The organism is Amycolatopsis orientalis (genome assembly GCF_000943515.2).
Classification (GTDB): domain Bacteria; phylum Actinomycetota; class Actinomycetes; order Mycobacteriales; family Pseudonocardiaceae; genus Amycolatopsis; species Amycolatopsis orientalis.
Window position 1 is genome coordinate 8777527 of sequence record NZ_CP016174.1, and the last position, 13657, is coordinate 8791183.

Annotated in this window: 9 protein-coding genes; all 9 read right to left on the reverse strand. The window is 69.7% G+C overall.

Annotated features, from left to right (window positions below; all coding sequences use genetic code 11):
* Positions 1-75: 75 nt before the first annotated feature.
* The 9 genes from SD37_RS38390 to SD37_RS38430 are packed head-to-tail and all read right to left on the reverse strand — an operon-like array spanning position 76 to position 13544.
* Positions 76-711 (reverse strand): phosphatase PAP2 family protein, encoded by a 636-nt coding sequence (locus tag SD37_RS38390; RefSeq protein ID WP_044855792.1) that lies wholly within the window; start codon positions 709-711, stop codon positions 76-78.
* A complete protein-coding gene (locus SD37_RS38395; protein ID WP_044855793.1) occupies positions 708-1889 on the reverse strand; it encodes a glycosyltransferase family 4 protein in 1182 nt (393 codons plus the stop codon). Before SD37_RS38395 ends, SD37_RS38390 begins: the two co-directional genes overlap by 4 nt.
* Positions 1886-3103: an O-antigen ligase family protein gene (locus SD37_RS38400; RefSeq protein WP_044855794.1), complete on the reverse strand. Its 1218-nt coding sequence runs from the start codon at positions 3101-3103 to the stop codon at positions 1886-1888. Before SD37_RS38400 ends, SD37_RS38395 begins: the two co-directional genes overlap by 4 nt.
* A gap of 1 nt (position 3104) precedes the next feature.
* Positions 3105-4640 (reverse strand): right-handed parallel beta-helix repeat-containing protein, encoded by a 1536-nt coding sequence (locus SD37_RS38405; RefSeq protein WP_044855795.1) that lies wholly within the window; start codon positions 4638-4640, stop codon positions 3105-3107.
* On the reverse strand, positions 4637-6583 hold the full coding sequence (locus SD37_RS38410) for a heparinase II/III family protein (RefSeq protein WP_044855796.1): 1947 nt from the start codon (positions 6581-6583) through the stop codon (positions 4637-4639). Before SD37_RS38410 ends, SD37_RS38405 begins: the two co-directional genes overlap by 4 nt.
* Complete coding sequence (locus SD37_RS38415) at positions 6583-8754, reverse strand: bi-domain-containing oxidoreductase (protein WP_044855797.1); 2172 nt, start codon at positions 8752-8754, stop codon at positions 6583-6585. The genes SD37_RS38410 and SD37_RS38415 overlap by 1 nt, the downstream gene beginning before the upstream one ends.
* A 15-nt stretch (positions 8755-8769) precedes the next feature.
* Entirely contained in the window at positions 8770-10677 is a 1908-nt protein-coding gene (gene asnB, locus SD37_RS38420) for an asparagine synthase (glutamine-hydrolyzing) (protein ID WP_044855798.1), read from the reverse strand.
* Between the two features lie 15 nt (positions 10678-10692).
* Positions 10693-12267, reverse strand: a complete 1575-nt coding sequence (locus tag SD37_RS38425; protein ID WP_044855799.1) for a Wzz/FepE/Etk N-terminal domain-containing protein — start codon at positions 12265-12267, stop codon at positions 10693-10695.
* A complete protein-coding gene (locus SD37_RS38430; protein ID WP_052675141.1) occupies positions 12264-13544 on the reverse strand; it encodes a GumC domain-containing protein in 1281 nt (426 codons plus the stop codon). Before SD37_RS38430 ends, SD37_RS38425 begins: the two co-directional genes overlap by 4 nt.
* Positions 13545-13657 lie beyond the last annotated feature (113 nt).

Consider the following 13657-nt stretch of genomic DNA (forward strand, 5'->3'; position numbering starts at 1 on the left):
GCACCGAGCCGGACCGGGTACTCGCCGAGCTCCACGCCGCTTTCCGGGCCGCACGGGCCCGGCAGCGCCCGGACGTCAATCCCGCCGCGTGAGCCGGTCCACCGCCCACCCCACCACCGGCACCACCGCGACAGCGACGCCGAAACCGCCGAAGGTGTCCGTCGGGTAGTGCGCGCCCAGCGCCACTTCGGCCCATCCCATCGCGAGCCCCGCGAAGGCGACCAGACCCACCAGCACCGAAGCCGCACGACCCGGCCCGAGATCGCTCACGTCGATCACCAGCAGCGCGACGACCGACGCCACGGTCACCGCGAAGGCCGTGTGCCCGCTGGGATACGAGAGGAACTCGCCGTGGATCAACCTGCCGGTCAGCGGTTTCAGGCCGGTGGTCAGCGCCACCGTCACCCCGGCGGCGGCCACCAGCAGGATCGCGGTCCTCGGCCGCCGGTGCCGCAGGCACACCCAGCCGAACAGCGCGATGACCACGACCGCGCCCACCGGTTCGCCCGCGAAGTCGATCGCGGTCGCCAGGTACCAGAGCGGGCCTTCGACGCGGTCGATGGCGGGCAGCAGGAGCGCGTCCAGTCCGGCGGTGTGGGAGGTACCGGCGTAGCGCACGCCGAGGACGAGTGCGACGAGGAAACCGAAAGCGCCCAAGACCCAGAGCGGGATCCGTGCCCTCGGCGGGACCGCGGGCGGACCGGTGATCATGCGTCGATCGCGGCCTGGTATCCACCGACAAGTCGTTCGAGACCGACCTTCGGCGTGAACTCCTGTTCGTACACCAGCCGGGCCGCCCAGCCCATCTGCTGGTTCCGTTCGGCGTCGCCGACGATCTCCCGAAGCCGCGCCGCGAGTGATTCGGGGTTCCCGGGTTCGTGCAGCAGGCCGGTGACGCCGTCTTCCACCAGTTCGCGGAAGGCGCCGTGGGCCGCGGCGACCGTGGGGACACCGGCGGCCATCGCCTCGACGACGACCAGCCCGAACGTCTCCAGCCATTCCGAGGGGGCGACGACGGCGTTCGAGCGGGCGATCAGGTCGCGACACTCCTCTTTGGACTGAAGGCCGACGTAGCGGACGTCGTCGCGGCCGTGCGCCCAGCGGGCGACCTCGTCCTGCATCGGGCCGGTGCCCGCGATCACCAGCGGCGGCAGCGGCCCGCCCGCCGCGGCGAGCTGGTCCCAGGCGGTCATCAGGAGGCCGACGCCCTTTTCCGCGGTGATCCGGCCGAGGAACAGCACATGCTCCCCCGCGCCCCGGCGGGTCTTGCCCGGGTCATCGACGTAGTTGTACTTCACCGCGAGCCGCTCGGCGGGCATCCCGGCGGTGATCAGCACCTCGCGTTGTGCCCGCGAAATGCAGAAGAACCGCGAAACCCCGGACCACCAGCGCCCGCGGTTCAGCATCAGGCTCGCCGCCATCGGCACGGTGGCGAGCGCCGAACCGCGGTAGCACCCGTGCCGCACCGCCGGGATCGGCTTGCGCCCCACGCAGTCCGTGCAGACCTGGCCGTCGCGGTACAGCGTGCCGGGCGGGCAGATCAGGGTGTAGTTGTGCACGGTCGCGACCGTCGGGACACCGGCGTCGGCACAGGCGGCCAGCACCGACGGCGACAGCAACGGGAACGTGTTGTGGATGTGGACGACGTCGGGCCGGTCGTCGGCGAGGCGGCGGGCGAGTTCCGCGCGCACGGCCCGGTTCCACGGCACCTGGAGCGGGACGACGGCCTTGCGCGGCAACGACATCTCCGAGATGTCGTCGCTGCGCCGTTCGAACAGGCCGACGTCGTGTCCGGCCTCGGCCAGCAGCGCGACCTCCTGGTCGACGACGTTGTTCTCGCCGCTCGGCTGCTCGGATCTGTACCGGTTGTGGATCACGAGGACCTTCACGCCGTCTCCTTGAGGAATTCGGGTTCTTCGGCGGGTACACGCACCAGCAGCGACGCGGCCAGGGCCAGGTGCAGCAGGTACGGCGACGCGTCGCCGAGGCCCGCCTCAGTGTAGGAGGCGGAAAGACAGTAGGTGATCAGGAAGATCGCGCACGCCCTGGCCGGTGACGGCGGCCGCAGCACCGCGACCACGATCAGCACGAGCAGGAACGCCGCCACGATCGCGATCCCGACGAAGCCCTGCTCGTGGTAGACCGCGAGCCAGCTGCTGTCGATCGGGAGCCCGTCGTAGGACTTGTCGGTCAGGCCGACGCCGAACAGGTACTCCAGCGTCGTGCGCGGCGCGTCGAGGAGCGCGTCCCACACCTTCGCCCGGCCCGTGAGGCTGGAGAAGTTCTCCTCGGACTGCCCCCGCAGGAACCACGCCTGCAGCAGTCCGCCCAGCACCACCACGAGGAACACACCACCGAAGACCAGCCCGGTGAACACCTTGCGGGCACGGGCGCTGGACATCCACTGCGACATCAGCGCCACCACGGTCCCGGCCACCAGGCCGAGCATGGCGGTGCGCGTATGGGTCAGCAGTAGGATCCCGAACGCCGGGACGATGACGATCAGCGCGTTCCGCCGGTCCAGCCGTCCCCCGAGCCACAACAGGATCGTGAGCCCGATGACGATGGCCGAGTACTGGCCGACCTGCGGCGGGGTCAGCGGCCACAGCGCGCCGGTGAGCCGTCCGCCGTACTCGAACGGCATCGCTTTCGCCGGGCTCAGCGCGAGCCCGATCACCACCGTCACCAGCACCACGGCGTACGCGCGGATGTAGGTGCGGACGAGGTCGAGGCTGCCCCACCAGCGGGTGAGCAACCACAGGGTGCTGAGGAACAGGGTGAACCGGAAGCAGCGGAACAGCGAGCCGAAACCGCCTTCGAGGTCCAAGCTCGCGAAGGTGCTCAAGACCAGCAACAGGGTGAGCAGGGAGAGGTACGCACTGGGCCTGATCCTCAGCTTGTGGTTCAGGGCGAGCGCGATGAGGAACGCGGCACCGAGCGAGCCCATGGTGATCAGCTGGCTGACCGACCTCGGCAGCGGGATGACCGTCTTCGCGCCGGTCGAGCCCAGCGTGTTGATGATCAGCAGCGTCCAGGCGAGGCCGGCGGCCTTGGGCAGACGGGGCCGGGTGACGGTTTCCGGGCGAACCGCGGGATCGAGCACGTCAGCCACCTCCCGCTCGGGCGAATTTGCTGCCTTCGTCCTGTTTGTACGGTGCGCCCTGCCACTCGCCGAAGCCCAGTACGCGGCTCGGCTCGAAGGCCACGAAGGTCCACGGGCCGGAGTAGGTGTTGTCGTAGAGCCGGTTGCCCTGAGCGAAGGTGATCGCGTGCTGGACGATCTCGCCCTTGTACGGTGACCACTCCGGGAACGTGCCGAAGTTCGCGAGCATCGCCATCCGCGCGCAGCTCTCCTCACAGCCGGTGGCGGCCGGATCGAGTACGAACCGGTTGTGGTGGATCTCGACGCGCTGGGTCTTCCACCGGCAGTCGGCGTTCAGCGCGCCCGCCCCGATCCCGGGTTGCGCGCATTTCGCCTGCTCGGGCACCAGCCGCGTGCAGGATCCGGACGAGGTGTTGGCCGGGCTGTTGCAGAACCGGTCGGAGTTCTCCCAGAGGGTGACCCCGTTCCAGTTGTTCTCGAACGAGTTCCCGGAGATCTCCAGTTTGTCCGTCCGCGCCTTCACCCTCGGCTCGCCGCCGGATTCGGACACGTAGATCGCCGCCACCGGGAAGCTGTCGCCGCGGTCGATGTAGCCCTTGCCGTCCACCCAGTTGTTCCGGCGGATCGTGTTGCCGCGGATGACGGCGTTGTAGCTGGTCTCGTACATCAGGGCGGAGCCGTCGTTGTTCTCGATGACGTTGCCCTCGATGAGGAAGTCGTTGTTGTTCGTGTCGGCCCACAGTCCGACGCCGCGGTTGTCGTGCACCCAGTTGCCGCGGATGTCGGCGCCGTCGACCGACCAGAACTTGATACCGCCGGTGCAGCCGCAGCCGTCGATCTTGCGTTCCCAGTCGCCGGTGTTGTTGCCGGAGATCTCGTTGCCCTCGACGACGAGGCCGGTGATCCGGTTGCCCTGGGCGTAGGCGTTCATCCCGTACTGCCCGTTGCGCCGCAGGCAGTTCCCCCGGACCTGCTGCCGCGCGCCCGCCATCAGCGCGGCGCCGTCGTTGTCCTGGACGGCGTTGTGCTCGATGATCCAGCCGTCGGCCGAATCGTGGTTGACCACGCCCTCGTCGTGCGGTGCGACGAAGCCCTGCACGGTCAGGTACTGGATCTTGACATCGGCGGCGTTGCCCGCGAAGGCGTACTGGTTGATCTTCCGGCCGTCCAGGACGGCTTTCGGGGCGCCCACGTAGCTGTTGCCCGGCTTCGGATTGACCTGGTCGTAGCGGTCGTCACCGAGCTTGTGCGTACCCGGTGCCAGCCAGAACGTCGTCCCCGGCGGGCTCGACCGCGTCTTCGCGGCGAGATCACCCGGCACCGCCGGATCGACTCTCACCGCCCCCGACGGCACCTCCGCCGGGCCTTCCGGCAGTTTGTCGCACACCTGGGCGAGCGAACCGGACGGCACCTTGGCCGGATCCGGTCCCGGTCCCGGTCCGGCCTCGTCGGCCGGGGTGGTGCAGGCGGTGAGCGTCATCGAACCGAGCAGCACCAGCAGCGCTGCCCGGCGGAGGCGGGGCGGTCGTGCGATCACAATGGGGGATCCTCGTTACCTGATTCGAAGGTGAGCGTGGTGGTGAACGTGGCCCCGTCGGCGGCGGTTCCGGCGCCGAGCACCGTCCACGCGGGCTCGCGCCTGCCGAACCCGGCCGAGTACCAGCCCAGTGGCGGGGTGGTCTCCCCGCGATGCGCCGACCAACGCAGCTCCGGCGGCAGTGCGAGTGAAGCCTTCCGCTCCTGGCCGTCGACCGTCCAGGACAGCGTCGCCGTCCCACCGGAAAGCGCGACCTCGACGGCCGGGCCGAAGTGGAACGCGAGGCGGCACGGCTGGGCCTCGCCGCCGCGGACCTCGTCGACGATCCGCAGCCCGGAACCCTCCAGGTCGACCGAGCGCCGGTGGACGGCGGGGGCGTAGCCGTCGTGCTCGGCGCTCCAGCGTGACGGCGTCCCGGCCGAGATCACCGTGGTGACGGCGTGTTTCGTCCACAGGAACGGGCCGCCGGACACGGACTGGTCGCGACCGCCCAGTTCTAGCGTGTTGTGCCCGGCCGTGGAGCGGAAGTACGACCGCCACTTCGGTTCACCGTGGTAGCAGTAGGTCCCGGGGTCGGCGAGGATGTCGACGCCGTCGTGCCGCACCTCGACCGAGAGCGCGTCCGCGTGCGCGTGCGCGGCGATGGACAGGAAGCCGTGCGGCCCGCCGTCGCACCGGCACCAGATCCCGCCCTCACGCAGAATGGTCATCCCGGCGTCGGCGAAGTCGTCCCGCCGCCGCACCGGACGCCGCGAGTCGACCTGGATGTCCTTGGCCAGTGCGGAGAACAGCTGCGTGCGGACATCGCCGCCCGGCGTCTCGGGCCACCAGTCCAACCGTCCGAAAAGGACGGATCCGGTGTCGAGCAGGGACGCCCAGCGACTGGTTCCGTCCCCATCCACGACAAGCCCGAAGCCGTCGTCCGCGTCACCCTGGCGCGGCGGCCGCAGCCTGCTGTCCACCAGGGACGCCAGCGCGTCGGTCATCCGGAGCAGGACGAGCCAGGTCGATTCGGGAATCGCGACACCGGCGGCCTTCGCCTCCAGCGCCCCGGCGAGCCCCAGTTCCAGGACGAGCCCGTGGTACTCGGTGGCGAGTTCGCGGTTGATGCCGGAGTCGAAGGTGTTGTGGCCCAGCATCTTGTCCAGCGAAGCCAGCGCCGCGTCCCGCCACCGCGGCGATTCCGGGAACCAGCCGAACGCGCAGGCGGCGGCGAGCTGCCCGGCGTCCTCGGCGATCACGTGGTTGTTCGCCGACGAACCCCGGCTGGGGAACGCGGCGAGCCAGCGCTGGTGATGCCAGATCTGGTTGAGCGCCACCGGGTTGTCCTCGAACAACGCCGTGGCGGGCGCCCAGCCGTCGAGCAGCCGCCGGACCCACACCCAGGACAGCAGCCGGATGCCGAGTTCGATCCCGCTGACCCAGTGCACCCCGCGCATCGGCGGATTGGCCGCCCACCAGGACTTCAGGTGCGCGGCCACGCGTTCGGCGTAGCGATCCTCGCCGGTCAGGGCGTACGCGGCGGCCAGCACGGTGAGGTGCTGATGCCGGGACGGCTCCCAGATCTGCTTGATGTCGCCGACCGCGTCCTCGCTCCGGTACGGGATGTCGAAGGAGTACACATCGGACGGTGCGCGCCTGCCGGTCTTCGGATCGAAGGACCAGTCGGGGTCGACGAGGTCGTCCCGTTCGACACCGAAGTATTCGGCGCGCCCCTCCATCAGGCGATCCGCCGTGACGAGCAGATCCTTCACCGCTTCACCGGAGACGGCGGCGAGGACCTCCTCACCGGGCACCGGCGCGAACCGGCGGTCCGGCAGCCAGGCCGCCTTCTCCCCCGCGACCGCGCGCCACTGGCGTTTGCGCACGACGTCGGTGACCCGGCCCGCGATCTCGGCGGGCCCCATCCGCGACAGTCTTCGCAGGTACCAGGACGGATCCATCAGTCGCGCCCGATCTGGACGGGCGCGCCGGTTTCCAGGCTGCGGTTCACCGCGAGCGTGGCCAACGTCGTGGAGACCAGCGAATCGACGGACACCGGCATCGCGACCCCGGTCGTCAGCGCGTTCACGAACGCTTCCAGTTCCGCGGCCTGGCCCTTGTCGCGACCCTTGGGGATCCGGGAACTCGCCCACTTCTTGCGGCCGAACACCGACGCGCGCGCGAAGTCGTCGAACTTCAGCACCTTGCCGTCGGCGGTGACGTCGATCGTCTCCTTGGGGAACGCCGACGAACCGCTGGTGGTGTAGGCGATCGACGCGGTCGAGCCGTCCGGGTAGCGCAGCAGGATCTGCAGGTCCTGGTGCCCCGGCGTCGCGGTGGCGTACACCGAGACCGGGTCGGAGCCGAGCAGCCAGCTGACCGTGTCGATGAAGTGGCCGCCCTCGCCGGCGAACCGCGAACCCTCGCTGTCGGCCTGGTTGTACCAGCTGCCGGCGTCGAGCTGACCGGCGTTGACCAGGTAGCGCACGGAAGCCGGGCCGATCCGCGGTCCGAAGTGGAGCATCGACTCGTTCAGCAGCGGCGCGAACCGGCGGTTGAAGCCGACCTGCAGCCGGTCGTTGCCGGACTCCTCGATCGCGCCGAGCACGATCTCGAGTTCCTTCTCGGTCAGGGCCAGCGGCTTCTCGACGAAGACGGCCTTGCCCGCGAGCAGCGCGCGCCTGGTCAGCTCGGCGTGCGAGCTGTGCCTGGTCACGATGAACACCGCGTCGATGGAGGTGTCTTCGAGCATCGCGTCGAGATCGGTGGTGGCGCGGGCGAACCCGAACTTGCGCTTGGCGTTCGCGCCCGAGAGTGCCGAGGTGGTGACGACCTCGGTGAGATCGACGTACTCCATCTCCGCCAGATGCGGCAGGAGCATCGACGACGCGTAGTTGCCCGCGCCGATGAACGCGATCCGCACGCCGCCGGACTTCGGGGCCGCGCGGACCGCCGAGGGCTTCGGCACGGAGACCGAGGCGACGGCCTGCTCGGCGGCGCCCGCCGCCCGCTTCTCGTACTCGAACAGCACCGCGACGGCCTTGAGCTCGCCCTCGTTCAGCTTCCGGTACGTCTCGACGGCGTCGGAGAAGTCCGAGACGTGCGAGATCAGCGGTTCGACGTCGAGGCGGCCACTGCCCATCAGGTCGACGACGCATTCGAGGTTACGGCGCTCGGTCCAGCGGACCTGGCCGATCGGATAGTCGCGGCCCTCGAGTTCGTACTCGGGGTCGTAGCGGCCGGGGCCGTACGAACGCGAGAACCGGACGTCGAGTTCCTTTTCGTAGTAGGCGTTCCACGGCAGGTTCAGCGAGCATTTGCCGATGTCGATCACCCGGCCCCGGTCGCGGCTCAGCTTCGCGGCCAGCTCCACCGGCTCGTTCGTGCTGCCGCCCGCGGCGAGGTACACCTGGTCGACGCCGTGCCCGGCGGTGACCTCCGCGACCGCGGTGTCGACGACGCCGGACCCCGGGTCACCGCATTTGAGCGCGCCGAGCTGTTCGGCCAGCGCGCAGCGCGCCGGGTCCGGATCGACGCCGAGCACGCGGACGCCGGAGGCGACCAGCAGCTGGACGACCAGCTGGCCGATCAGCCCGAGCCCAATGACCAGCGCGATGTCACCGATCTGCGGCTCACCGCGGCGGACACCCTGCATCGCGATCGAACCGACCGTGCCGAACGCGGCGTGCCGGGGATCGACGCCGTCCGGCACCTTCGAGTAGAGGTTCTTGGGCACCCAGTTGAGTTCCGCGTGCAGCGCGTGCTCGTTTCCGGCGCACGCCACGTAGTCGCCGACGGCGACGTCGTCGATGCCCGCGCCGACCTCCTCGACCACCCCGCACAGCGAGTACCCCAGCGGCGTGTAGGAGTCGAGCTTGTTCATCGCCTTGCGGTAGGTGGCCGCCAACCCGTTGGTCGCGACGCTCTGCATCACCTTCGCGACCTGATCCGGCCGCGCCTTCGCCTTGCCCACCAGGGAAAGACTCGCCTCGGACACCTTCATCATCTCGGTGCCGGTGGAGATCAGCGAATAGGCGGTGCGGACCAGCACACCACCCGGTTTGCACGCGGGGACTCCAACGTCGAGGAGCGCCAGCTCCCCGCTCTTGTAGTTCTGCACTACCTGCTTCACGTCGCTCCTAAGCGATCAAGTGGATCGGGCCGAAACGGCGCCGCGGTACCAGTACTCGAGGGTCAAGATGTGCCAGAGATGCTTGGACCGGTCCTGCTGCCCGGACGCGTCTTCGTCGACGAGCCGTTGCAGGGCCTCACGCCTGAGGAAACCGGCCTTCACCAATTCGCCTTCGTTCGTCACCTCGCGCACCAGCGGCGCGAGGTCGCGGCTCATCCAGGCTCGCAGCGGCGCGCTGAACAGGCCCTTCGGCCGGTGCACGATCTCGGCGGGAAGGATCGACAGCGCCGCTTCCTTCAGCGCCATCTTCCCTTGGCGCTTCACGATCTTCTTGTCGCCGGGGATCCGGAACGCGGCCTTGACGACTTCGATGTCGACGAACGGCGTCCGCACCTCGGTGGAGGCGGCCATACTGGACCGGTCGGTGTAGGCAAGGTTAAGCCCCGGCAGGAAGAGCCGGGAATCGGCCAGGCACATGCGGTTCACGAAATCGGTCAACGTGTTGTCGTGATAGGTGTCCGCGTGTTCGGTGATCACGTCGTCGACGGCGCCCGCGAGATCCGGGTTCACCAGGCCGACGAGTTCGGCCTGGTCGTACATCGTGTAACTACGCCGGAAGGCGGTCTCCTCCGGCAGTTCCGCGAACGAAAGGAACCGCTTGGCGAACCGGACCGAGCGGAACCCGCGCTTCGAAGTCGCCACCGGCAGTCTGTCCACAAGGGACTCCACCGGCCGCCGCACGAGCCCGGGCACCCGCTGGTACTGCACGGCGATCTTGTTCGCGAGATGCTTGCGGTATCCGGCGAACAACTCGTCCGCGCCCATCCCGGAGAGCATCACCTTGACGCCGGCCTCGCGGGCGGCGGTACAGATCAGGTAGCTGTTGATCGCCGCCGGGTCGCCGATCGGCTCGTCGAGGTGATAGGTCATCCGCGGGAGCAGGTCGAGCACCTGCGGCGCGATCTCGATCTCGTGCAGGTCGACACCGAACTTCGCGGCGACCTTCTTCGCGTACATCAGGTCGTCCGGCATCGCCTCGAACTTCGCGTCCTCGGCCCGGAAACCGATGGTGTACGCGGAGATCCCCGGCTGCTCGCGGGCGGCGAGCGCGGTCAGGTAGCTGGAGTCGAGCCCGCCGGAAAGGAACGTGGCGACCGGCACGTCGGCGATCAGGTGTTTGCGCGTCGAGTCCTCGATGACGGCGTTGAGGTCGAACTCGCCCTCATAGGCGGCGCCCTCTTCGGCGACCTGACGCAGTGACCAGAAGGTGCCGCGCTCGACGTCGCCGTTGGGCCGGAACCGCGCCCAGCTGCCCGGCGGCAGCTTCTCGGCCTCCGTGAAGGCGCAACGGCCGTCCGGAACCCAGTAGTAGAGCAGGGAAGCGACGAGCGCGGTGTCGTCGACGGTCAGCGAACCGCCGAGTTCGGCGGCCAGTGCCTTCAGCTCTGAGGCGAACGCCACCCCCTTGCCCCGGCGTACCAGGAACAGCGGTTTGATGCCCAGCTGGTCGCGGACGAGCACCAGTTCGCCGGAACGCTCGTCGAAGACCCCGAACGCGAACATGCCGCGCAGCCGGGAAAGCCCCTCGGTGCCCCACTTACGCCAGGCCTCCAGGAGGACTTCGGTGTCGGACGTCCCCCGGAACCGCACGCCCGTGGCTTCGAGTTCCTTCCGCAGCTCCGGCGCGTTGTACAGCTCTCCGTTGTAGGTCAGCGCGAGACCGTCCTTGACCATCGGCTGCGCACCGGTCTCGGTCAGGTCGACGATCGACAGCCTTCGGTGTCCTAAGTGGACCTCGCCGTCACCGGCCCGGTGGTCGTACCGGCCGGAACCGTCGGGTCCGCGGTGGGCGAGGGTCTTGGTGAGCCGATCCCGGAGCGGTCCCCCGTCCGGCCAGAGGTAGGCCCCTGCGATACCGCACATCTGCGCTCGCTCCCCTTACAAAGCTTCGGCGTTATCGGGTGAAACCGGTGCGAATCGTTTGGTCGGCTGATCGGCGTTGTCGAGTTCGCCTGCCCGTTTGTACGGCGTCGGATGCCGCCGTCCGATCTTCTTCTCCCGCGGGAACATCTCGACCGGTTTCGGCGTGGGCCGCTCCCGGACGACGCCTGCCCGCCCGCGCAGCGCGGTGTGCAGGCCGTCCCACAGGGTCCCGTCGGTGTGGTCGCGGGGATCGGGGTCCACCACGACGACGCCGATGATCGGGATCCGCCGGTCCGCCAGCTGCCGCGCGACGGTGTGCAGCCATTCGGTGTTCGCGTGGCCGGTGCGGACGACGAGGATCGTCTCCTTGCCGAGGAATTCGAGGTCGGTCCAGGCGGTACCGGGCTCGACCGAGCCGACGCCGATGCGGCGCTCGCCGGCGGCCACCGGCGCGTCACCGCGGTCCAGCACCCGGACCGGGCCCTCCCCGGCCAGCTCACGGAGGTTCGCCTTCGGCAGGTCGTCGACGAGCGAGACCGGCCCTGTCTCCGCCAATTCGCGCGCCATGTCGACGGCGAGCGCGGCGGTGACCTGGCGGGCGCCGAGGTCGAGCAGCGACACCGGGCCGTTGCCCTGCCGGACGGCCCGGACCAGGGTCGCCGCGACCCGCCGCCGCCGGGTGGCCGCGCGTGAACCCCGCGAGAACCGGAGCGGCTTCGGCAGCTGTGCGATCACCGAGGCGCCGAGGTGCCGCGAGATCTCGCGGCGCAGCACCGGCCGGTCCTTCACCACGCTGGTGACGGCGGCGAGCCCCAGCCCGGCGAGGAGGCCGAGCGCGAGCCCGATCCCCATGTCGGTCGCGAGGGTCTTCAGCAGCGACCGCGGCAGGATCCGCGGCGCGTCCACGATCTGCGTCCCGGCGGCGACCTTCGGCGTACCGATGCCCGCCTCCTGCGCGCGGCCGTCGTAGTCGGAGATCTTCGAGTTCAGCTCCGCCCGGCGCGCGTACAGCCGCTCCAGCTGGGCGGGGTTGGCGTTGCGGTTCTTGGCCTCTTCGGTGACGATCGCCGCTTCGATCGGGGTGAGCTCGTTCTGGGCCTGGTTGCGCTGGTCGAGCAGCGCCTTCTGCTGTGCCGCCGCGGCCGCCTGGTTGCGGGCGATGTACTCGGTGATGAAGGCGTCGGAAAGCGCCTGCGCGCGGGCCAGCGCCTCGTCCTTGCTCTTGGCCTTGACCGTCAGCTGCAGGACGTTGTTCGTCAGGCCCAGTCCCTCGTAGTCCTTGAGGAACTCCTCCGGCGCCTGCGTGCTGTTCAGCTTCTTCAGCGCCTCGGTGGCGATCTTCGTCGTCTGGAGCACGGCGACGTCGGTCCGCATGAGCGTCCCGCTGTCGGTCGGCGAGTCGTCGGGGTGGACGACCAGGATCTGCGCCACCGCGGTGGGCGGCGACGGCAGGAAGGCCGCGACCAGCCCGCCGAGGATCAGCCCCAGCAGGGCGGTGGACAGCCACAGGCGACGGCGTCTCCGGACCGAGACGACCAGCCGCTGCAGGTCGATGAGCGGCTCGGACTTCGCTTTTTCGGAGCTCGTCACTGTGTGCCTGCCAGTGCTTCGTGGTCGGTGGGGGTGGAGGCGCCGGAGCGGCCGCGGGTCGGCTGGACCGGGCGGGTCAGCACGGCGCCCGCCACGGAGAGACCGGCGTCGGCGCAGGCTTCCGCGATCCCGACCAGCTCCCACGCGGACCGGGAGCCGAGGCTCGACACGACGAGGACCCCTTCGGCTTCGGTGTCCTGGAGGACCGGCCGCACCGGGGAAACCGTCACCACGTCGCACCACCGGTCGGCGAAACCGGCGATCCGCTCGGCGGCCCGCTGCCCGGCGTGGTCGTCGGCGGCGGCCAGCACGAGCAGCCGCCGGTGCGGGAGACGCGACACCAGGCGCCGGTACTGGACGACGGTGTCGATCTCGTCGGCGAAGACGTCGACCCGCGGGATGTTCCACGGCCTGTCGTCACGGAGGATCTTCGCCCGCAGCGAGGTCCCGGCAGGCCGCTCGTCCACGACGTCGAAGGTGGCCAGCACCGGGCCGCCGAGCGCCGCGGCGATCTCCTCCTCGTCCCGCAGCCGCCGGTCGACGCGGGCGGTGAAGAGGTGACCGAACAGGCCGATCAGGAAGAACAGCGCGGCACCGCCGAGGGCGAGCTGCGGCAGGGTGGGCGCCGCCGCCGAGGACGGCAGCTCGGCCGAACCCAGGACGACCATGTTGCCGAGGCCGCTGGCGGTGTCGGCCGCGTTCAGCGTGGACATCGCCGACTCGATCGACGAGCGCAGGCTCTGCAGTTCGGTACGGAGCTGGACGCTCTCGACGGTCGTCTTGCCGTCGTTGACCTTCGCCGAAAGCTCACTGATCCGCTGGTTGGTCTGCGCGACCTGCTGGCGCAACGTCTCGCGGCGCTCCTGCGCCAGCTGGACGGCGGCGTCGGCGGAACCGGCGATGATCTGGGTGGAGTACTTCACGAACTCCTGCGCGACCTGATCCGCGAGCCGCTGCGTCTGTTCGGCGGTTTCGCCGGTGGTCTCGATGGTGATCACATTGCCCTGTGCGACCGACGTGGCCACCTTGTCCCGCAGGTCGGCGCCGGTCTGGCCCTCACCGAGCACGGCGGCGGCCCGGTCGAGGACGACCGAACTGGTCGCCACCTCGGCCTGGGTGAGCAGTTCGTCCGCCTCGCGCGGCCCCTGGAGCAGCACGCTGGACGTGGTCCGGTAGCCGGGGGAAAGGATCACCGACGATCCCGCGCCGACCAGGGCACCGAGGACGGCGAGGACCACCAGGGTCCGCCATCGTCCGCGCAGAACCTGCCCGATCATGGACAGGCGCACCGTATCGTCAGTCAAAGCCGGGATCTCCCATCGGTGCGTGTGCGTGCGGCATCAATCCCGTCGGCTTGATCGCGGCGTTGGTTACAGGATTGCCCGAGTCT

Bases quoted from the DNA above. Each gene is read 5' to 3' on its own strand.
- asnB (WP_044855798.1), bottom strand. From the start codon at position 10,677: ATGTGCGGTATCGCAGGGGCCTACCTCTGGCCGGACGGGGGACCGCTC.
- SD37_RS38430 (WP_052675141.1), bottom strand. From the start codon at position 13,544: ATGATCGGGCAGGTTCTGCGCGGACGATGGCGGACCCTGGTGGTCCTC.
- SD37_RS38410 (WP_044855796.1), bottom strand. From the start codon at position 6,583: ATGGATCCGTCCTGGTACCTGCGAAGACTGTCGCGGATGGGGCCCGCC.
- SD37_RS38390 (WP_044855792.1), bottom strand. From the start codon at position 711: ATGATCACCGGTCCGCCCGCGGTCCCGCCGAGGGCACGGATCCCGCTC.